At 65.1% G+C, this 19,891-nt stretch carries 23 protein-coding genes; 12 read left to right on the plus strand and 11 right to left on the minus strand.

Annotation, left to right across the window (positions count from 1 at the left end; genetic code table 11):
- Positions 1 to 123 precede the first annotated feature (123 nt).
- Positions 124 to 1,377 carry an MFS transporter gene (locus HQ354_RS04955; protein ID WP_167674642.1) on the minus strand — a complete coding sequence of 418 codons (1,254 nt, stop codon included), beginning with the start codon at positions 1,375 to 1,377 and terminating at the stop codon, positions 124 to 126.
- 95 nt (positions 1,378 to 1,472) lie between these two features.
- Between HQ354_RS04955 and HQ354_RS04960 the strand changes: the two genes are divergently transcribed.
- Positions 1,473 to 2,045, plus strand: coding sequence for a TetR/AcrR family transcriptional regulator (locus HQ354_RS04960; protein ID WP_068432456.1), 573 nt, complete (start codon positions 1,473 to 1,475; stop codon positions 2,043 to 2,045).
- On the opposite strand, the gene HQ354_RS04965 is transcribed toward HQ354_RS04960, so the two are convergent.
- On the minus strand, positions 2,004 to 2,786 hold the full coding sequence (locus HQ354_RS04965) for a glutamate racemase (RefSeq protein ID WP_167674644.1): 783 nt from the start codon (positions 2,784 to 2,786) through the stop codon (positions 2,004 to 2,006). The two genes, HQ354_RS04960 and HQ354_RS04965, sit on opposite strands and share 42 nt — an antisense overlap.
- 3 nt (positions 2,787 to 2,789) lie before the next feature.
- Complete coding sequence (locus HQ354_RS04970; RefSeq protein WP_222634267.1) at positions 2,790 to 3,965, minus strand: cystathionine gamma-synthase; 1,176 nt, start codon at positions 3,963 to 3,965, stop codon at positions 2,790 to 2,792.
- Positions 3,966 to 4,038: 73 nt separating this feature from the next.
- Here HQ354_RS04970 and HQ354_RS04975 point away from each other — a divergent pair, with 73 nt between their 5' ends.
- Positions 4,039 to 5,223 carry an acyl-CoA dehydrogenase family protein gene (locus HQ354_RS04975; RefSeq protein ID WP_167674646.1) on the plus strand — a complete coding sequence of 395 codons (1,185 nt, stop codon included), beginning with the start codon at positions 4,039 to 4,041 and terminating at the stop codon, positions 5,221 to 5,223.
- A gap of 56 nt (positions 5,224 to 5,279) precedes the next feature.
- On the opposite strand, the gene HQ354_RS04980 is transcribed toward HQ354_RS04975, so the two are convergent.
- Positions 5,280 to 6,665 (minus strand): cystathionine beta-synthase, encoded by a 1,386-nt coding sequence (locus tag HQ354_RS04980; protein ID WP_068432006.1) that lies wholly within the window; start codon positions 6,663 to 6,665, stop codon positions 5,280 to 5,282.
- A gap of 113 nt (positions 6,666 to 6,778) precedes the next feature.
- Between HQ354_RS04980 and HQ354_RS04985 the strand changes: the two genes are divergently transcribed.
- Positions 6,779 to 7,735: an SGNH/GDSL hydrolase family protein gene (locus tag HQ354_RS04985; RefSeq protein WP_174551504.1), complete on the plus strand. Its 957-nt coding sequence runs from the start codon at positions 6,779 to 6,781 to the stop codon at positions 7,733 to 7,735.
- A gap of 60 nt (positions 7,736 to 7,795) precedes the next feature.
- A complete protein-coding gene (locus HQ354_RS04990; RefSeq protein ID WP_167674648.1) occupies positions 7,796 to 9,016 on the plus strand; it encodes an acetyl-CoA C-acetyltransferase in 1,221 nt (406 codons plus the stop codon).
- 54 nt (positions 9,017 to 9,070) lie between these two features.
- Here the strand turns inward: HQ354_RS04990 and HQ354_RS04995 are convergent, their stop codons facing one another.
- Entirely contained in the window at positions 9,071 to 9,919 is an 849-nt protein-coding gene (locus HQ354_RS04995) for a Bax inhibitor-1/YccA family protein (RefSeq protein ID WP_068431527.1), read from the minus strand.
- A 217-nt stretch (positions 9,920 to 10,136) separates the two neighbouring features.
- Between HQ354_RS04995 and HQ354_RS05000 the strand changes: the two genes are divergently transcribed.
- Positions 10,137 to 10,559: a hypothetical protein gene (locus HQ354_RS05000; protein ID WP_068431529.1), complete on the plus strand. Its 423-nt coding sequence runs from the start codon at positions 10,137 to 10,139 to the stop codon at positions 10,557 to 10,559.
- Between the two features lie 9 nt (positions 10,560 to 10,568).
- On the opposite strand, the gene HQ354_RS05005 is transcribed toward HQ354_RS05000, so the two are convergent.
- The gene (locus HQ354_RS05005; RefSeq protein WP_068431536.1) at positions 10,569 to 11,693 is read right to left on the minus strand and encodes a class I SAM-dependent methyltransferase; all 1,125 of its coding nucleotides are present in this window, start codon (positions 11,691 to 11,693) and stop codon (positions 10,569 to 10,571) included.
- A 118-nt stretch (positions 11,694 to 11,811) separates the two neighbouring features.
- Between HQ354_RS05005 and HQ354_RS05010 the strand changes: the two genes are divergently transcribed.
- Positions 11,812 to 11,949, plus strand: coding sequence for a hypothetical protein (locus tag HQ354_RS05010; protein WP_167674650.1), 138 nt, complete (start codon positions 11,812 to 11,814; stop codon positions 11,947 to 11,949).
- Here the strand turns inward: HQ354_RS05010 and HQ354_RS05015 are convergent.
- Entirely contained in the window at positions 11,932 to 12,456 is a 525-nt protein-coding gene (locus tag HQ354_RS05015; RefSeq protein ID WP_114329791.1) for a peroxiredoxin, read from the minus strand. The two genes, HQ354_RS05010 and HQ354_RS05015, sit on opposite strands and share 18 nt — an antisense overlap.
- A 24-nt stretch (positions 12,457 to 12,480) precedes the next feature.
- Positions 12,481 to 13,263 (minus strand): tyrosine-protein phosphatase, encoded by a 783-nt coding sequence (locus HQ354_RS05020; protein WP_114329792.1) that lies wholly within the window; start codon positions 13,261 to 13,263, stop codon positions 12,481 to 12,483.
- A gap of 35 nt (positions 13,264 to 13,298) precedes the next feature.
- Between HQ354_RS05020 and HQ354_RS05025 the strand changes: the two genes are divergently transcribed.
- Positions 13,299 to 13,781, plus strand: a complete 483-nt coding sequence (locus tag HQ354_RS05025) for an Lrp/AsnC family transcriptional regulator (protein WP_068431541.1) — start codon at positions 13,299 to 13,301, stop codon at positions 13,779 to 13,781.
- 90 nt (positions 13,782 to 13,871) lie between these two features.
- Here the strand turns inward: HQ354_RS05025 and HQ354_RS05030 are convergent, their stop codons facing one another.
- On the minus strand, positions 13,872 to 14,582 hold the full coding sequence (locus HQ354_RS05030; RefSeq protein WP_222634268.1) for a hypothetical protein: 711 nt from the start codon (positions 14,580 to 14,582) through the stop codon (positions 13,872 to 13,874).
- A gap of 54 nt (positions 14,583 to 14,636) precedes the next feature.
- Here HQ354_RS05030 and HQ354_RS05035 point away from each other — a divergent pair, with 54 nt between their 5' ends.
- The 5 genes from HQ354_RS05035 (at position 14,637) to HQ354_RS05055 (ending at position 18,268) form a co-directional block, all read left to right on the plus strand.
- A complete protein-coding gene (locus HQ354_RS05035; RefSeq protein ID WP_222634269.1) occupies positions 14,637 to 15,827 on the plus strand; it encodes a CdaR family transcriptional regulator in 1,191 nt (396 codons plus the stop codon).
- 148 nt (positions 15,828 to 15,975) lie between these two features.
- Entirely contained in the window at positions 15,976 to 16,131 is a 156-nt protein-coding gene (locus HQ354_RS05040) for a hypothetical protein (RefSeq protein ID WP_165839525.1), read from the plus strand.
- Positions 16,128 to 17,117: a TerC family protein gene (locus HQ354_RS05045; RefSeq protein WP_261768483.1), complete on the plus strand. Its 990-nt coding sequence runs from the start codon at positions 16,128 to 16,130 to the stop codon at positions 17,115 to 17,117. Before HQ354_RS05040 ends, HQ354_RS05045 begins: the two co-directional genes overlap by 4 nt.
- An 89-nt stretch (positions 17,118 to 17,206) precedes the next feature.
- Positions 17,207 to 17,755 carry a Dps family protein gene (locus HQ354_RS05050; RefSeq protein ID WP_222634270.1) on the plus strand — a complete coding sequence of 183 codons (549 nt, stop codon included), beginning with the start codon at positions 17,207 to 17,209 and terminating at the stop codon, positions 17,753 to 17,755.
- A gap of 357 nt (positions 17,756 to 18,112) precedes the next feature.
- On the plus strand, positions 18,113 to 18,268 hold the full coding sequence (locus tag HQ354_RS05055; protein ID WP_165839526.1) for a DUF6131 family protein: 156 nt from the start codon (positions 18,113 to 18,115) through the stop codon (positions 18,266 to 18,268).
- 61 nt (positions 18,269 to 18,329) lie between these two features.
- On the opposite strand, the gene HQ354_RS05060 is transcribed toward HQ354_RS05055, so the two are convergent.
- Positions 18,330 to 18,764, minus strand: a complete 435-nt coding sequence (locus HQ354_RS05060) for an SRPBCC family protein (protein WP_068431551.1) — start codon at positions 18,762 to 18,764, stop codon at positions 18,330 to 18,332.
- A gap of 83 nt (positions 18,765 to 18,847) precedes the next feature.
- Positions 18,848 to 19,870: an LLM class flavin-dependent oxidoreductase gene (locus HQ354_RS05065; protein ID WP_222634271.1), complete on the minus strand. Its 1,023-nt coding sequence runs from the start codon at positions 19,868 to 19,870 to the stop codon at positions 18,848 to 18,850.
- Positions 19,871 to 19,891: the final 21 nt, after the last annotated feature.

The following is a 19,891-nucleotide window of genomic DNA, read 5'->3' on the forward strand; positions in this document are numbered from 1 at the left end:
CCCTCCTTCGTTCATCTGAGCACTTGTTCAGATAAACAAATAGTCCCACAGACGACGAGGGACGGCAGCGAGACGACCGACTACCGCCCGGTCGTCCGGCAAGACTGGACGATCGGGTAGGGCTCAGACCTGAACTGCCACAGCGCTTCGCTCGCGCCTCGAGGCGACGATGCTGCCCACCGACGACGCCAGCGCCAGCACGATCACCATCCCGCCGTAGACCACTGCGGTCGGCTCCAGACCGAAACGGTGAACCGCCAGGCCACCGACCACGGCAGGGACGCTGAATGCGGTGTAACTGATGACGAACGTGGTCGCGAAGGCACTGCCTCGCTCGGCCGCGGGAACCAGCGCGCCGAGTGTGCGCATCGCCCCCAGGAAGGCACTACCCCACCCTGCCCCGGCGACGACCGCACCCGCGAAGTACAGCGTGACCGATCCGGCAGCGACGGCGATCAACGACGCAGTGACACCGACGGACAACACGATCGCCCCGCCGATCATCACAGCTCGAGGTGGTCGATGCCGAACCGTCGCGGCCGCAGCGGAACCCGAGAAGAAGAGGGCGAAGATCTCGAGCCCGCCGACGATGTGATTGTCGATGCCGAACAACGAACCCATGATCGACGGCCCGAGCGACAGGTGGAACCCGCCGAGCGACCACGTTGCGATCAATACCGGGACGATCAACAGGAACTGCGCGCGAATACCCTCTGGGATCGAGACTTTCGGCCGGAGCAACTGTGCAAGGTGGCGACGGGATTCCACGCCGTGCAAGGCCGATGTCTCCGGCACGAACAACAGCACTGCCGCCAGGAGAACCGTCGACGCGATCAGGAGCGCGAAGACGAGAACCGTCGGTGCCGGTGCGAGTTGAACCAGCAGCCCGGAACCCAGTGCACCGGTGGCCAATCCGATCGACGGTGCCACACTGTTCACCAGCGGGCCCGACCACTCCGACGGCTGCAGATCGATCACGGCTGCGCTCAGAGCCCCCGTTGCCGTTCCCGCGGCCAATCCCTGCACGACGCGCGCCGCGATCAGAGTCGGCACGTCGTCGGCGACGACGAACAGCACGAGGCTGACGACCAGAAGTCCGAGCGCTCCGAACATGATCGGCTTTCGACCCACATGGTCGGACAGGCTTCCGACAACCAACAGCGCCACGAGCAGAGCGAGCGCGTACACGGCGAACACGATCGTCAGTGTCGTCGACGAGAAGCCCCATGCTTGCTGATAGACCGGGTACAGCGGCGACGGTGCCGCCGACGACGCCATGACGACGAGATACGTCACTCCGACCGCGACGAACGCGATCGAAGGCGGCATCCGTCGTGCCGATCGCTTCGCCGTTTCGGGCGCAACCGTCTCAGTCATGGAACCTCCCCAAGCGCCTAACGCAACTTCTATTGCTTTAGACGACGATAGACCGATGGCTGCACTAACGCCAATCCGTTTGCAATAATGGAGAAATGTCCGTTACCGATCGCCGTACGGCCCGCCCGGGCGGGCGCAGCGCCCGTGTCCGCGCCGATGTTCATCGGGCGGTCACCGAGCTGATCGGTGAAGAGGTCGACGCCTTGTCGATTCCCCTGGTTGCCGAACGCGCAGGCGTGGCTGCCACCACCGTGTATCGCCGGTGGGGCGACCTCGACGCCTTACGCACCGAGGTGGCGATGGAAGTCCTGACGGCCGACGGCCCGGTGCCCGACACCGGTGACCTTCATCGCGATCTGGCCATCTGGTGCGAATTCCTCGTCACCGACATCGCACGACCCGAACGCACCTCGTTTCTGCGCACTGTCGTGGGGTCGACGAAGGACGACACAGGCAAGAGTCACTGCCTCGACAAACGCGAACTGCAGATCGACACCATCCTCGGGCACGCCCGCGACCGCGGGGAGCCCGCCCCCACCCGCGACGACGTCATGGATCACGTCGTCGCGCCGTTGTACTTCCGCATCCTGTTCGGACTCGGCGGTACCGACGTCAGCTATGCGCGCTCACTGGTCGATCGACTGTTCCAGCACGAGGCCCGCGAGTAACCGTCCCTCGTGGTGCGCCAGCGCGCTCGCCGGGAGGCTGCCGACACGTCCGCTGAGCGACACCGTCACCGCACCCGACCCCGACGCGGGACGACCCAACTGGTCGATGCGCCGAAGGGTTTGTCGCGCAACGGCTTCCGCGCTGTCGAACAGCGTGACACCGTCCGGGAGCGCCGCCGCGATCTCGGCGGCGACGAGCGGGTAGTGCGTACACCCGAGCACGACGGCCTCGACATCCGAGGGCGTCGCGGCCGCGGCGGCATCGATGGCGCGTGAGATGCCCTCCCTGTCCCCCCGATCGATGGCGTCGGCCAGCCCGTGGCAGGCGATCGCAGACACGGTACGACCGGGTGCGAAATCCTCGATCAACCGCGCTTGATAGGCACTTGCCGTCGTCGCCGCCGTTGCCCAGACGGCAATCCGATCATGTTCTGCCGCAGCGGGTTTGATCGCGGGAACCGTGCCGACGACGGGAACGGCCGTACCCAGGTGAGCACGCAGGTGCGTCAACGCGGTGACGCTTGCCGTGTTGCACGGCAACACGATCACCTCCGCGCCGGACGCGACGGCCCGATCGGCGGTCCCGAGTACACGATCGACGACCCACTCGTCGGCCTTCGGTCCCCACGGAGCCCCGTCCGGGTCCATGAGGAGGAACAGATCGAGCTCGGGACGCAGTGTTCGAAGATGTGCCGACGTCGGCAACATTCCGAGTCCCGAGTCGATCAGTCCGACGATCATTCCTTACTGACCCAGCGCCTGCTCGATGTCGCCGACGAGGTCGGCACCGTCTTCGATACCGACCGACAGACGCACCAAGTCGTCCGGAACCTCGAGCAGCGAACCGGCCGTCGACGCGTGCGTCATCGCACCGGGGTGCTCGATGAGCGACTCGACGCCGCCGAGCGACTCGGCCAGCGTGAAGATCTCCGTGCGCGCGCATAAGTCCAGCGCAGCCTGCTTGCCGCCCTTCAACCGCACTGAGATCATGCCGCCGAACCGTCGCATCTGCTTGGCGGCGACCGCGTGCGACGGGTGCTCGGCGAGACCCGGGTAGATGACCTGCGAGATGGCCGAGTGGCCGGAGAGCACCTCCACGATCTTCTCCGCGTTGTCGCTGTGACGTTCCATGCGCAGGGCGAGAGTCTTGATGCCACGCAGCGTCAAGAACGCGTCGAACGGTCCGGGAACGCCGCCTGCGCCGTTCTGCAGGAACGCGAACGCCGCGTCGAGCTCCTCGTCGTCGGTGACGAGCGCGCCACCGACGACGTCGGAGTGTCCGCCGATGTACTTGGTCGTCGAGTGCAGTGCGACGTCGGCACCGAGCTGCAGCGGCTGCTGCAGGTAGGGCGACGCGAACGTGTTGTCGACGACGAGCTTCGCATTGCCCTCGTGCGCGACACCGGCAAGCGCCTCGATGTCACCGACGTTCAGGAGCGGGTTGGTGGGCGTCTCGACCCACACGAGCTTCGTGTTGGGGCGGATGGCGTCACGCACGGCGTCGACGTCGGAGACCGCGGCGACCGAGTACTCGATTCCCCACTGCGTGAACACCTTGTCGATCAGACGGAACGTACCGCCGTACGCGTCGTTCGGAATGACGAGGTGATCGCCGGGACGCAAGGTCGCGCGCAGCAGCGCGTCCGTCGCAGCCATGCCCGACGAGAACGCGCGCCCGTAGGTGCCCGACTCGATCGCCGCGAGGTTCGCCTCGAGCGGCCGACGCGTCGGATTGCCGGTGCGTGCGTACTCGAAGCCGCTGCGCATACCGCCGACGCCGTCCTGAGCGAAAGTCGAGCTCGCGTAGATCGGCACGTTGACCGCGCCCGTCAGCGGATCGGGTTCGTACCCGGCATGAACCGCCTTCGTGGAAAACCCCTGCCAGGAGGTGCTGTCTGCCTTGCTGCGCTGCTCACTCATGGCTTCCAGCCTAATAGGCAGCAGAACTGAGTAGCCTGCGGGAGACACCGCCGAGAAGAAAGAGGCACCCATCGTGGCCGATTCGACTTCACGCTCGCAGAGCGTCGACGAACTCTTCGCCTTCGAGACCCTGCTTGACACCGAGGAGAAGGACATCCGGGCCACGGTGCGTGCGTTCGGCACCGACCGCATTCGCCCACACCTCGCCGACTGGTTCGAGGAGGGGACCGTCCCCGCGCGCGAACTCGCGAAAGAACTGGGGGCCCTGGGTCTGCTCGGTATGCACCTCGAAGGGTACGGCTGCGCGGGCACGTCGGCGACGGCATACGGACTGGCCTGCATGGAACTCGAGGCGATGGACTCCGGTATCCGCAGTCTCGTCTCGGTGCAGGGATCGCTCGCGATGTTCGCGATCTGGAAGTACGGGTCCGAGGAGCAGAAGCAGCAATGGCTTCCCGGCATGGCCGAGGGAAACCTGATCGGCTGCTTCGGGCTGACCGAGGCCGACTACGGCTCGAACCCCGGTGGAATGCGGACGCGCGCCAGGCAAGACGGCAGCGACTGGATTCTCGACGGCAGCAAGATGTGGATCACCAACGGTCCCGTCGCCGACGTCGCGATCGTCTGGGCGCAGACCGACGACAAGATCCGTGGCTTCGTCGTTCCGACGGACACACCGGGCTTCACGGCGAACACCGTGAAGAAGAAGCTGTCGCTCCGGGCGTCCATCACCGGTGAGCTCGTTCTGGACGGCGTCAGGCTGCCGGAGAGCGCGATGCTGCCCGAGGCCCGCGGACTCGGCGGCCCGCTGGGCTGTCTGAACGAAGCGAGATTCGGCATCGTGTTCGGCGCGATGGGAGCGGCCAGGGACTGCCTCGAATCGGCGATCGAGTACTCCAAGACGCGCGAGGTGTTCGACAAGCCGCTCGGGGGCTATCAGCTCACGCAGGCGAAGCTCGCGAACATGGCCGTCGAACTCGGGAAGGGCGAGCTGCTCGCACTGCACCTCGGCCGACTGAAGGACAAGGGTGAACTGCGCGGCGAGCAGGTGTCGGTCGGCAAGCTGAACAACGTACGCGAGGCGCTGAAGATCGCTCGCGAATGCCGAACCATCCTTGCGGCGAACGGAATCACGCTCGAGTACCCGGTGCTACGACACGCCAACAACCTGGAGTCGGTGTTGACGTACGAGGGCACCTCCGAGGTGCATCAGCTCGTCATCGGTCAGGCGCTCACCGGTTCCAGCGCGGTTCGGTAGGCGCTCCCATGTGAGTGCGAATGTATAGCGGGCTCTACATTCGCACTCACATGGGGTTATGCCCCCTTGCTGAGGAACCCGAGGAGATCGTGCCGGGTGATGACGCCTGCCGGCTTACCCTCTTCGACGACCATGAGCGCATCGGTCTCGCCGAGCGCCTTGGTGGCGTCGGAGACGTTCTCGCCCGCACCGATCAGCGGGAACGGCGGACTCATGTGCTTCGCGACGGGGTCGGCGAGCGTCGCGCGCCCCTCGAACACTGCGCTCAACAGGTCGCGCTCGGTGACACTGCCCGCAACTTCGCCTGCCATGACGGGCGGCTCGGCACCGACGACCGGCATCTGCGAGACGCCGTACTCACGCAGGATCTCGATGGCGTCGCGCACGGTCTCGGACGGGTGCGTGTGCACGAGGTCGGGCAGTGCGCCGGACTTGCCTCGCAACACGTCGCCGACCGACGGCTCGTCCGTCTTGCCGTCGAGCCGTGAACGCAGGAAGCCGTACGACGACATCCAGTCGTCGTTGAAGATCTTCGCGAGGTATCCGCGGCCACCGTCGGGCAGCAGCACGACCACGACGGCGTCGGGACCTTCACGCTCGGCGACCTTGATCGCGGCGACTGCAGCCATACCGCACGAGCCACCGACGAGGAGACCCTCTTCACGGGCGAGGCGACGCGTCATGTCGAACGAGTCGGCGTCGGACACGGCGATGATCTCGTCGGGGATCGACGGGTCGTACGCGGTCGGCCAGAAGTCCTCACCGACGCCCTCGACCAGGTACGGCCGTCCGGTGCCGCCGGAGTACACCGAGCCCTCGGGGTCGACGCCGATGACCTTGACCTTGCCGCCGGAGACCTCCTTCAGGTACTTGCCGGTGCCGGAGATGGTGCCGCCGGTGCCGACGCCTGCCACGAAGTGCGTGATCTTGCCGTCGGTGTCCGCCCAGATCTCGGGACCGGTGGTTTCGTAGTGGCTCTGCGGTCCCGCCGGGTTGGCGTACTGGTTGGGCTTCCATGCGCCGTCGATCTCGCGAACGAGACGGTCGGAGACGCTGTAATAGCTGTTGGGGTCTTCGGGCGCGACTGCCGTCGGGCAGACGACGACCTCGGCGCCGTACGCGCGAAGCACGTTGCGCTTGTCCTCACCGACCTTGTCGGGGCACACGAACACGCACTTGTATCCACGCTGCTGAGCGACGAGCGCGAGGCCGACGCCGGTGTTGCCGGAGGTCGGCTCGACGATGGTGCCGCCCGGCTTCAACTCGCCCGACGCCTCGGCCGCGTCGATCATCTTCACGGCAATGCGGTCCTTGGACGAGCCGCCGGGGTTCAGGTATTCGATCTTGGCAGCAACGATCCCCGCGTTGTCGCCGACAACGGAGGAAAGCTTGACCAACGGAGTGTTGCCGATGAGTTCGGTGACGTGCTGTGCGATGCGCATGGTGCCATCTTCCCAGACGCGCCGCAGCGCGCTCTTCGGTACCGCCGTGACGACGCGCCGGAAATGCATACGATGGAAATCGTGGCGCTCAGCGAAGGAGATCAACAGTGCCCATGAGTCGATGGCGCATTGCGGCGAGAGCCGGTGCGGCAACAGTCCTCGCAGGCTCGTCAGCTGGGACGGCGTCGTGGGCGATGTACCGACATCTGATGTCCCAAGCCACGTCCGCGAGAGGCGTGATCGGCCGGTCGACGGCCAAACCGCCCGAGGCCGACGGCATCTACGGACCAGGTGATCGGACGCCGCGGCCCTGGCGAATGGGAAGTTCAGCAGATATTCATCTGATGATTTTCGGCGACTCGACCGCGGCCGGTGTCGGCTGCGTGATCGCCGACGAGGTTCCGGGCGTTCTCGTCGCACGTGGCCTTGCCGACGAAACGGGAAAACAGATCCGCCTCAGCACCAAAGCTATCGGCGGTGCGACGTCCAAGGGCCTCGAGGGCCAGGTCGACGCCATGTTCGTCGCCGGTCCCGCACCCGACGCCGCAGTCATCCTCGTCGGCGCCAACGACGTCACGAAAAAGTTCTCGATCGCTGCGTCGGCTGCGCGGCTCGGAGCCGCCGTCGAGCGCTTGACCGCGAAGGGCACGGTCGTCGTCGTGGGGACGTGCCCCGATCTCGGCGTCGTCACCGCCATTCCGCAGCCACTGCGCACCGTCGTCCGCAATTGGGGCCTTCGTCTCGCGCGCGCTCAGACCGCTGCGACGCTCGCCGCCGGCGGCCACCCGGTCGCGCTGGCCGATCTCCTCGCGCCCGAATTTCTGGCCGCCCCCGACACGATGTTCTCACCGGACCGCTTTCATCCGTCCGCGGCGGGTTACGAACTCGCTGCGCAGCAACTGCTGCCCGTCCTCGCCGCCGCGCTCGGCGAGTGGAACGGCGGTCCGCTGCCCGAGCTCCCCCAGGTGTCCGAGGCCGTGGAATCACGTCGGTTGGCGCCGCGCGCCGCGGCGTCGCTCGATCGTTTCCTACGCAGACGTGGTGCCGAAATCCAAGGAGCGGGCGGCTGACGCTAGATTCTTGCTACTCGCCGGTAACCAGAAGCTGTATCACCCAACGAAGGAGAGTTCATGCCAGAAGCAGTGATCGTCAGTACCGCTCGTTCCCCGATCGGCCGCGCGATGAAAGGCTCGCTGAAGGACGTCCGTCCCGACGACCTGACCGTGCAGATGGTGTCGGCGGCGCTCGCGAAGGTTCCCGAGCTCGACCCCACCGACATCGACGACCTCCTGCTCGGATGCGGCCTGCCCGGCGGCATGCAGGGCAACAACCTCGCTCGGATCGTCGCGGTACTCCTCGGCTACGACTCGCTGCCCGGAACCACCGTCACCCGCTACTGTTCGTCGTCGCTGCAGACCACCCGCATGGCGCTGCACGCGATCAAGGCAGGCGAAGGCGACGTCTTCATCTCCGCCGGCGTGGAAAGCGTCTCCAGTTTCATCCACGGCAGCTCCGATTCGCTTCCGCAGAGCCACAACCCACTGTTCGAAAGCGCCGAGGCACGCACCAAGAAGGTCGCCGAGGAAGGCGCCGACAGCTGGACCGACCCGCGTGAGAGCGGACAGCTGCCCGACGCCTACATCGCCATGGGCCAGACCGCCGAGAACGTCGCCCTGCTGACCGGCATCTCCCGTGAGGAGCAGGACCACTGGGGTGTCCGAAGCCAGAACCGCGCCGAGGACGCGATCAAGTCCGGTTTCTTCGAACGCGAGATCACCCCGGTCACGCTGCCCGACGGCACCGTCGTCAGCACCGACGACGGCCCGCGCGCCGGCACGACGTACGAGAAGATCAGCGAACTCAAGCCGGTCTTCCGTCCGAACGGAACCGTGACCGCAGGCAACGCGTGCCCGCTCAACGACGGCGCCGCGGCACTGGTGATCATGAGTGACACCAAAGCCAAGGCTCTCGGCCTGACCCCGCTCGCCCGGATCGTCTCGACCGGCGTGACCGGCACGTCCCCCGAGATCATGGGCCTCGGACCGATCGAGGCGACGCGCAAGGCACTGTCGATCGCGGGCATGTCGATCTCCGACATCGACCTGTTCGAGATCAACGAAGCGTTCGCGGTGCAGGTCCTCGGGTCCGCTCGCGACCTCGGCATCGATCACGACAAGCTGAATGTCTCCGGTGGCGCTATCGCTGTCGGACACCCGTTCGGCATGACCGGCGCCCGCATCACCACGACACTGCTGAACAACCTGACCACGCACGACAAGACGTTCGGCGTCGAGACCATGTGCGTCGGCGGCGGCATGGGCATGGCAATGGTGCTCGAGCGCCTCAGCTGACACCCGGAGACGAGAAAGGCCCCCGCATCAGCGGGGGCCTTTCTCGTGCAGGTGCTAGTCGTTCTGGAAGTAGCTGAGCAGACGCAGGATCTCGACGTACAGCCAGACGAGCGTGATGGTCAGTCCGAGCGCAACGCCCCAGGCTGCCTTCTCCGGAGCCTGTGCGCGGATGAGCTGGTCGGCCTGGTCGAAGTCCAGCAGGAAGCTGAATGCCGCGATGCCGATGCAGACGAGGCTGAAGATGATCGCGATCGGACCACCGTCGCGAAGGCCGAAGCCGCCGTCGACGAAGAAGCTGGCGATCAAGTTGCCGAGTGCGAGAACCACGACACCGATGAGCGCGCCGATTATCATGCGGGTGAACCGAGGCGTGACGCGGATGGCGCCGGTCTTGTAGACGACGAGCATTCCGAAGAACACGCCGAACGTACCGAGAACGGCCTGGCCGATGAGGGCAGCGCCGCCCACGCCGCCGAACATGACGTCCGTGAACATCAGAGACAGAGCACCGAGGAACAGACCCTCGGCGACGGCGTACGCCAGGACGATGGCCGGGTTGTCCATCTTGCGACCGAAGGTCGCGACGAGCACCAGCACGAGGCCGACGATGGCGCCGCCGATGACGAACATGGGGGCGAGCGACGGGTTACCGCTGGAGAGGACGTAGGAGATGATCGCCGAGACGGTCAGCACACCGAGCGTGATGCCGGTCTTGGTGACAACGTCGTCGATGGTCATGGCCCGCGACGTCGGCCCGGCCTGGTAGGGCTCGCCGTACGTCTGCGGCTGTCCGAACTGCTGAGTGGCCTGCGAGGCACCAGCCGTCGCAGTGCCGAAAGTGGCGTATCCGCCGCCCTCCTGCTTGGGCAGGTTGCGGAACACCGGGTTGCTGGAGGTGCGCACCGTGTTTCTTCCCTTCTGAGGTTGCAAGCCCTTCGTGGCTGGAGGACCTTGCGTCGACTCGTCGCCGACAGCTGTATGTAAAACTCCCACATACGGACAAAAGTTCCCAGTCGGACCCGAGAACTTCCGACAAATCGGACTCTACCGTCTGGAGCGACTCGTCGGACAGCGACGTCCGGTTTCCCGTCCGACATCAGTGGGCATTGTCGATAGCGTGATGATGAACGATGACGGAACGGATCAGACCCTCGACCAGAGTGAAAGCCTGGATTCCGACGAACTGCGCAACGACGACGGCGACTCTACGGTCGAACCGCCGGATCACTGGAGCGAAGCCGACAAGTTCGGCACGACGCCCGAGGAAGCTCTTCAGGGCGAGAGCCTCGACGAGAAGCTCAGCGAAGAAGAACCGGATGTTCCGCTCGAGAACGACGAGCGCGCGGTGTCCGAGACACCCGACGCGGAACTGACCGAAGATCTCGTCGACAAGGAGATTCTCGAGTCCGACGAGGATCCCGACATCGATTACGCCGACGGTCAGCGTCAGGCCGAGATCATCGAGGGCACGCTGGTGGAGGATCGTGGCCGCGACCGCGGGCAGATCGACGGCACCCCGGAGGACGGCGGACCCGTCGAATAGGACGTCGGCTCAGCCGATGGTCGATCGAGTCACGGTGAACTTCGCGTTCTTGCCCACCGTCTCGGTCGGCCCCACGGCCGCGCGGAGCTCGCCTCGATAGTTCAAGTGCGAGTTGTACACGGTCCACAGCTCGCCGCCCGGTCGCAGCACGCGGCCCGACGCAGCGAACAGTTTTTCCGCACTTCCGGTGTGAAGCGACGCGCCCTCGTGAAATGGCGGATTGCACACGATCAGATCGACGGACGCGGAATCGAACGTGGACATGGCGTCGTCGCGAATCACCGACAGGTCCAGTCCGTTGGCCGCAGCGGTGGCCGCAGCGGACGCCGTCGCGGCAGCGGACCGGTCGGTCGCCACCACTCGTGCGGCCATCCTGTCCCGAGCGAGCAGGCACGCGAGAATGCCCGTCCCGCAACCCAAGTCGACGATGTCACGCGCATCGGGGTTCATCTCCGGCAGGAACGACGCGAGGAATCTCGTGCCGATGTCCAGTTTCGCTCCCGCGAACACAGCACCGTGCGCGACGACGGTCAGCCCCACGTCGTCGAGTCGCTCGCTGACCGGGTAACTCTCGGGCGCCCGACGGATCGGGGTCGACGCCGTGATCACCCGAGACTTCTGACGCCCGCGGCCCGCGATCACGGAGTCGAAACTCGCGCCCAGCACGCCGTTCATCGCAGGAGTCATGTGCTTGTCTCGACCACCGGCGAACACCCGCACGTCGGGAGCCGCGAATGCGGCGATGTTCTCGGCGATTTCGGTCAATTCGGCCAAACTTCGAGGCAACTGCATCACGACCAGCCGTGCGCCGTTCAGAAGATCGCTCCCGAGTGGGAGGTTCCGGTAGGTGTCGGCCATCCCCAGCGCCGACGCGTTACGCCCGAGTGCGATCTCCCCCGTGATCGGATCCTGGTGTACTCGAATGTCGTTCGTCTTCACGATCGCCGCTGCACCCAATGTCAGCGCCCCGTAGCGATCGCCGATCACGACCGCGTCGCGTCCACCGACCTCGGCCAGTGCGTCGGCTGCGGTGTCGAGAATCAGCCGATCGGCAGCATCCGACGCGAACAGATTGGGCGCCTCCGCATCGGGATAGCGGCGCAGGCCGTTCAGGACGGATTCGACGTCGTGCATGTCCATCAGTGTTTCATCCCCGCATCGGAGCTGCCAAACACGTTGCACGCGGCACAATTTCGGTCGCGTTCGGCGCGCCTCGATGGCATTTTCACCGATTCGGGAGCATGCTCGGTCGATGGAATCACCGAAGAAGATCGAGACGCTGTTCAGCCACAAGGATTCCGTGCAGGACGACGCGCCCACGCAGAACACCGAACCCGTCGTCTACAAGTCGTTGTTCAGCGGAGACGGAACATCAGGACAGATACCGTAGATAGTCCAACGACTTGTCCGCGTGCACGTTCGCGCGTTCGCTCGTGACCACCAGCCGCACGACGCGATTCGTGTCGATGACGAACGTCGTCCGTTTCACCGACAGCAGCCGGCGCAGCAGCCCGCGTTCGACGGTGTGGGTTCGTCGCCGTTCGATGTCCTTCATCCGACGTCGCCGCATCAACCAGCCGCCGCGGCGCACGCCGAACTGCTCGGCCACCGAACCGTCCGAATCGGCCAGCAACGGATAGTCGAACGACCTCTGCAAGGCGAAATGCGACTGTCGATCGGTGGTGTCCGTACTGATGCCGACTCGCTGAGCGCCGAGCGATTCGAACGCGCGGCCCAGATCGCGAAAGTGGCAGGCCTCCGCCGTGCAGATCGGACTCGACGCCGCCGGGTAGAAGAACAGGACCACGGGGCCTCTGTCCACCATGTCACTCAGACTTCGAACGTTCCCCGTATGGTCGGGAAGCCGAAAGTCCGGCGCGGTTTCGCCAGTACGCATGCACGACAGGGTACGTGCCGACGTTCAGTTCTCGTCAACGAGCAGTGTTCGCTTCAACTTCTCCAGGTCGTCTGCGGTCACTCCGATCGCCCGAAGATAACCGTCGAACGAGCCGTGTTCTTCGGTCGCGACCTCGATTCCGTGACGGTAGTAGGCCTCGGTGACGCCGAGAACCGCGTCGGTCAACTCGACGGGCGTTCCACCTTCTCGCGGAGCCCACACCTGTTCGAGGTGGGCTCGCAGCGGCTCGATGGCGGTGTTGCTGGTCAGAAAGTCCGCGAGGACGTCGGACTCGGTGACCCCGACTGCGCGCAGGACGGTCGCGACGGTCCAGCCGGCACGATCCTTTCCCGCCGCGCAGTGCACCAGGACCGGGCCTTCGTCGTTGCTCAGCGACGTGACCACGGAACGAATCGCCGCGTGCGCGCCCTTCAGCGTCGGAAACGACGTGTACGCACGCATCATGTAGCGCAGCTGGGCCTCGGGGTCGACGCTGGCTCCGGCCTCGTGCGGAGCCCGCTCACCCCGGTGGTTGTGGTACGGCAGGTTGTGCACGACGACTCCGTCGGGTACGAGGTCGCGTCCGCTGCGCTCGATCTCCGAGTCACCACGCAGGTCGAACACGTGACGCACTCCGAGTCGGCTCATCTCGGCGCGTCCGTCGTCGTCGAGACGCGTCAGCTCGGACGACCGCAGCAGCACACCCGATCGAACCCGACGACCGTCCGCTGTACGCGCACCTCCGACGTCGCGGAAATTCCACGCACCGGACAACCGAAATTGATCGCGCACGCTCGTATCTGCCATGGATGCACAGTAACCAAGACGCATATCGTGGACCCATGACGGACCTCGACCGCACCGACGCTCGACTCCTCCTCGCGCTGTGCGACAAGCCGCGCGCGACCGGGGTAGAACTGGCGACGACGCTAGGGCTCTCTCGAAATACCGTGCAGGCCCGCCTGACTCGATGGGAAGAGAAGGACGCTCTCACTCCGATCGATCACCGGGTGCGGCCCGGGAGTCTCGGCTACGCATTGCAGGCATTCGTGACCACCCGCGTCGACCAGCACAAGCTCGCCGAGGTCACCGATCACCTCCGCACGATTCCTGAAGTGCTCGAGGTGTTCGGTCTGTCGGGTGCGTCCGACATGCACATCCGAATCGCCGCGGTGGACGCCGACGATCTGTATCGCGTCGCCGGCCTGATACTGAAGATTCCCGGCGTCGAACGCACGAACATGTCGATCGCGATGAGGGAATTGATCCCGTACCGTACGACGCCCATCCTCGAACGCGCCGCAAGTTCGCCGACCAACAGGTAGTCGGGTTCGGCGCCGCCCCCGACGCAGCGCCGACCCCGTTTCGACCGTAACCCATCCCAGCTCCTGTGCGGCCGCGATGTCCTTGGCCACTCAGCCGCCGCCGAGCGATCCGACCGCTCGCGCGATCACCAGTAGCGACGTCAGCAATGCAGCACTCGCCTGAAGTCCCATGAGCATCTTGGCGCGTGACGTCAGCGGCATGGTGTCCGTCGGGCTGAAAGCGCTCGAGTTGGTCAGCGACAGATAGAGGTAGTCGACGAACGTCGGCACCCATCCCGACGACTTGCTGGCCCCGACCGCTACTTCCCGCACCGCGTCGTCGTTCTCGTCCTGAGAGAACCGCCAGTCGGCGGGCGGCATCGCGTCTCGACGCAGCTTGCGGCGGGCCACCGGACCCCCTCGATCCAGCTCCCAGTACAGCAAGCCGAACCCGATGACGTTCGTCGACCAGATTTGCAGCGCGGCCAGCAGCAGCGACCCACCTTCGGCGGCCGGGTCCAACAGCGTCGTGATGAGCAGACCCAGCGCGACCAGGTTCGTCACGATGACGATTGCGGCCTGTACGACCGACACGATGCGCGACCACTTCGTCTCGCGCGTCATACGCCTCGGGTTCGTCGCGATCAGCGCCAGCAACAGCGCCAGTTCGACGATGGGCATGATCAGGCGAGGTCCGAGCTGCAGGGAACTCGGCAGCAGGGCATAGGTCGCAGCTGCGACGACGACAGCGACCGTGGGAGGCAACCGATGCTCACCGGTCGCACTGCGACGGCGATCCAGTTCTTCGTCGAGCGGGTTCATGCGCGTGGATTACCCGGTCGGTGTGCAGCTACGCCGCCACATACGATCGACAGAATGGCAGCCGAGTCGGATTCCGCGAGCAACGAGGACGCACGGCTCGAGGTTGCGCGGCTCGCCGCGCTCGACGCGGGAGGACTGTCCACCGAGTTGCTCGGTGACTTCCTCGAAGTTCTGACGTCGGCCGTGTCCGCAGGTAGACCGTTGACGAGGCGTCAGCTCGGCACGTTGCGCATCAAGGGTGACGCCGCCGCACGTCAGGGCGTGCCGTTGCGTGCGCTGCTCGACCTGTACCTGTCGTCGGTGTGGCGACTGTGGCGCAACCTCCCGGCGGTCCTCGACGCGGAGCACGACCCGCAGGCTGTCGTCACCGCGGGCGAGGTGATGCTGCGCGCGTCCGACGACGCAGTTGCCGAACTCGCCGAGGGCTTCCAGCTCGCGCGACGGTCGCTCGTGCGCGCGGAGGTGTCGGCTCGACGCGAGTTCGTCGACGATCTGCTGTCCGGAAGTGCCGACGTCGCCGGTGTTCTGGGCCGTGCCGAGAATTTCGGTCTCGATCTGACGGGCCCGCATTGCGTCGCTGTCGTCGCCGCCGACGACCCGTTCACGGACGCGGGGTCCGCGATCGTCGACGTCGAACGTGCCGTCGAAGGCAGCAAGGGCGACGCAGGCACTCTCGTTGCCAGCAAGGAAGGCAGGCTGGTCGTAGTCTTCTCCGCGCCGGACCAGCAGGCGGTCACACACGTTCTCGACGGCCTTCGAACAGCGATCAAGCAGGCACGCGTGGATGGCGACTGGTCGCATCGCATCGGCGTCGGCCGCACCGGGAGCAGCGCTGCCGGGGTGTCGTCGTCCTATCGGGAAGCGGTCGACGCGTTGAACTTCGCGTCCAAACTGGGCATGGACGCACCTGTCGTCGACGCGCGGGAACTCCTGGTCTACCGAGTGTTGCTCGACGATCGGCCTGCCATCACCGACCTCGTCGACACGGTGCTGACCCCCCTTCTCTCGTCACGCGGGGGTGCAGAACCGCTGCTGCAGACACTCTTCGCGTTCTTCGAATCCGGTGGCAACGCCGCCATGACGGCACGATCCATGCATCTGTCGGTGCGCGCGGTCACCTATCGACTGGCCAGGATCGCCGAACTGACCGGGCACGACGTCGCCGATTCGGGTGAGCGGTTCGCGCTGCAGACCGCTGTCTTCGGGGCAAGGCTGCTCGGTTGGCCGGAGAATCGTCGGCTCTAGAGCTGTTTTTGCCGGATGCAGGCAAGGTAAGCGGACAAAACATGTCCAGCATCGGACGGTGTATTCCGTAACCTGCACAGGCAGAATTGGAGGAGCCGCGACGGGACGACCGTCGCAGATCGTACGATCGAAGGAGAATCCAGCAATCATGGCATCTCTGACCCAGCGACTGAAGAACTTCGCGGGCAGCCCCCAGGGCCGCACTCTGATCGCTAAGGCCAAGGCCTACGCAAGCAAGCCCGAGAACCAGGCCAAGCTGAAAAGCATCGGCTCTCGAATCACAGGTAAGGACACTCGCCGATGAACGTTCCCGTTTGGGCATGGGCGGCGTTTGCCGCCGTCGTCGTCATCATGCTCGCGATCGACCTCCTCGCTCACCGCGGCGCCCACATCATCGGCTTCAAGGAGGCCGCATGGTGGAGCGCCGTCTGGGTCGGTGTCGCACTCATCTTCGGCGGAGTCGTCTTCGCCACGCTCGGCACGACAGCGGGCGTCGAATACACGACGGCGTGGTTGCTCGAGAAGAGCCTGTCCGTCGACAACCTGTTCGTCTTCGCGCTGATCTTCGGCTACTTCAAGGTGCCGCGTGAGTACCAGCACCGGGTGTTGTTCTACGGCGTCGTCGGCGCTCTGATCTTCCGCGGCATCTTCCTTGCCGCCGGTGTCGCGATCGTCTCCAAGTTCACCGTCGTGCTGTTCGTGTTCGCCGCGATCCTGCTGTACAGCGCGTGGAAGCTGATGAAGGACGAGGAGGATTCCTACGATCCCAGCACGTCGCTCGCAGTTCGACTGCTGCGCAAGGTCGTTCCCGTCCGCGACGAGTACGCCGGTACGAAGTTCTTCGTCATGGAAGCAGGCAAGCGCGTTGCGACGCCACTGCTCGCGGTCGTCGTAGCCATCGAGGCTGCGGACCTCGTGTTCGCCGTCGACAGTGTTCCGGCCGTTCTCGCCGTCAGCGACGATCCGTTCATCGTGTACTCGTCGAACGCGTTCGCGATCCTCGGACTCCGCGCTCTGTACTTCCTGTTGTCCGGCCTGCTCGACAAGTTCCACTACCTGTCCAAGGGCCTTGCGATCATCCTCGGCTTCATCGGCGTGAAGCTGATCCTGCAGGCGAGCCACAAGGTCATCAGCACGTCCATCCCCGAGATCCCGTCCGTGGTGAGCCTCGTGGTGATCGTGGTGGTGCTCGCAGGTTCGATCATCCTCAGCATGAAGCGGCCGCCAAAGGAGGAGCCCGACGAGGTTCAGGCGGCACCGGAACAGCCGACCCTCACCAAGGACGACTGACCACCCTCTCCCCCACACGCGGCCTCGCAGCCTTCATCGGCTGCGAGGCCGCGTGTTTTGTTCGATTCGAGCACGGGTAGTCGAACCCCATGACAAATTCGAACTCGTACACCGTTCCAGGAATGAGCACCGACGACGGCGCCCGTGTCGCGACCCTGCTGCAGGATCGCCTCAACGCGTTCAACGACCTGCACCTGACGCTGAAGCACATCCACTGGAACGTGGTGGGTCCCAACTTCATCGCAGTGCACGAGATGCTCGATCCACAGGTCGAAGCGGTACGAGGTTTCGCCGACGAGGTTGCAGAACGCATCGCAACGCTCGGATCCTCGGCGCTGGGCACTCCGGGAACGATCGTGAAGCAGCGTTCGTGGGACGACTACTCCATCGGACGCGCATCGGCGATCGAACACCTCGGGGCACTCGACCTCGTCTACGTCGGCGTCATCGAGGACACCAGGAAGGCGATCGAGGAGATCGGCAAGATCGACCCGATCACCGAGGACCTGTTGATCGGTCAGAGCGGTCAGTTGGAGCTCTTCCACTGGTTCGTCCGCGCGCACCTCGAGAACTCCGGCGGGCAGCTCTCCACCGCAGGCGCTACGAGCGAGAAGCAGGCGGCGAGCGACGCAGGCTGATCCGCAGGCCCCGAACGGTTGTCACGCCCCTGTCCCGGTTCTCGCGAACCGGGACAGGGGCAATTTTTCTGTCGCGTGGTTTGAAGCACAGCGGAGGAGGGTAGTCGCGACTACCGGCGTCAGCGTCGGTGCAGGAAACGATCACCCTTCTGTGCGTTGCCCCAACGGCGCACGTGAGGTCGTTTCGTGGTCGGCTCAGATCGGCTATCGGAAAGGCAGCGACTGTGATGGATCCGAAATCTCCGGCAGCACCGTAGATTTCAGCCGAATCACGGTAGGTTTGTCAGCGATTGGCGATCGACGCAGATCAACTGGTGGCCGCTGGTAGCGGCCCACAATCGAAAAGAGGGAACCACAGTGATCGTCCTAGGAATCATCCTCGCACTCATCGGCTTCTTGGCGTCGATACAGATCCTCTGGATCATCGGCATCGTCCTGATCGTCGTCGGCGCCATCCTCACGTTGCTCGGAACCGCCGGTCGCGCGGTCGGCGGTCGCAAGACGTGGTATTGACCTTCGGGCACTGAAAACGGCCTCGACGCGTTCCGCGTCGAGGCCGTTTTCACGCGCGCTGCTACAACGCTTCGAGCACCTCCGTCATCGTCGGCACCACCTGATTGCCGACCCGTTCGAAAGCGAGCTTGGCCAGCGGGTCGGCAAGCTTCGCTGCGCCGTTGAAGGTGATGTCCGCGATGTACGTGATCTCGGTCGAATCGGGACCGGACGTCGCGAACGACAGGTCGTCGACCGATCGCGCCGTCTTGTTGGTTCCCTGGAACACCACCCGGTTCGGCTGGTCTTCCATCATTCGATAGGTGAGTTCGGTACCGATTCCGAACAACTTCGATTCGTTGTGCCATTCGGTGCCGACACCGATGGGACCTGGCGTCGACTGCACGCACTTCTGTGTTCCTGGATCCCAGTGCTCGGCGTGCGCGAAGTCTCGCAGGTACGAGACCACGATGTCGATGGGCTTGCGGACTACGAATGTTCGTCGAACTTCGACCATGGAGTGCCTTTCGCAGGAAGTCGGTGCCAGCACGCGGCTACCCGTTGCGCCATGGCCTCACACACCGATACTCGTGTGCGCCTTCACTTCTGCGCGGGAGACCACCCGAGCCTCGGGCCCAGGTTCTCGGCGATGTCGGTCAGGATCTGCACGTAGTCGTCGTGGTCGAAGCTGAACGGCAAGGCAAAGGCCACCTCGTCGACTTCTCGAAAGGCTTTGCCGGCGTACAGCATGTCGGCGATCTCGTCGGACGTTCCGACGAGATCAGGGGCGAACATCATGCGTGCGGGACCCTGGGGCTGCAGAGTTCGCTCGAATCTGCTCCGGGCGTACTCCCGATACTTCGAGACCTGCGCCGGCGTTGCCGAGTCGGTCGGAACGACGACGAGCCCCTGCGACACTCGGGCACTGCCACCATCCGGATGGTGTTCGCGGAAGCGCGCGATGTGCGAGAACTGGATGTCGTCGAAATCCGTCGACTCCTCCGCCTTCACGACACTGCTGACGAGGAGGTTCATCGCGGCATCTCCTGCCCACTGCGCCGACCGTACGCTCGCGCCTCCGTACCACATTCGACGACGCAGACCGGGCGAGTGCGGTTGCACCCGGTCCGAGAACTGCTCGATCCCCTGCGTACCACTCCAGTCCGAGACCGGCAGCCCCTCGACGGCTCGCAGCAGCCGATTCACCCGCTCGTACCCGAAATCCTCGACGTCCGCCGTCTCCGGGTACAGCGCTGCCTTGACCCGTTCGTACTGCATGGGAACGCCGACACTGACACCGGCATTGAGTCGGCCGCCGGACAGAACGTCGACGGTTGCATAGTCCTCGGCGAGGCGGATCGGGTTCTCCCATCCCAGCGGCGTGACCGCGGTACCGAGCTCGATCCGCGACGTGCGTTGCGACGCGGCGGCCATGACGGCGATCGGCGACGAGATGCCGAACTGCAGGTGCCGGTGCCTCAGCCACGCACTGTCGAAGCCGAGCCGCTCCCCCAGCTCGATGATCTCCAAGGTCGAGCGGTGGCCGCGCCCTGGGTCCTGCTCGTCGAACAACCCTATGGTCAGAAATCCCAACTTGCGCAGCGGTATCGAGCGTTCGGGCATGAAGGTCTCCGTGTCACGAAA

This window comes from Rhodococcus sp. BP-261 (assembly GCF_019835205.1).
GTDB classification, from domain to species: domain Bacteria; phylum Actinomycetota; class Actinomycetes; order Mycobacteriales; family Mycobacteriaceae; genus Rhodococcoides; species Rhodococcoides kyotonensis_B.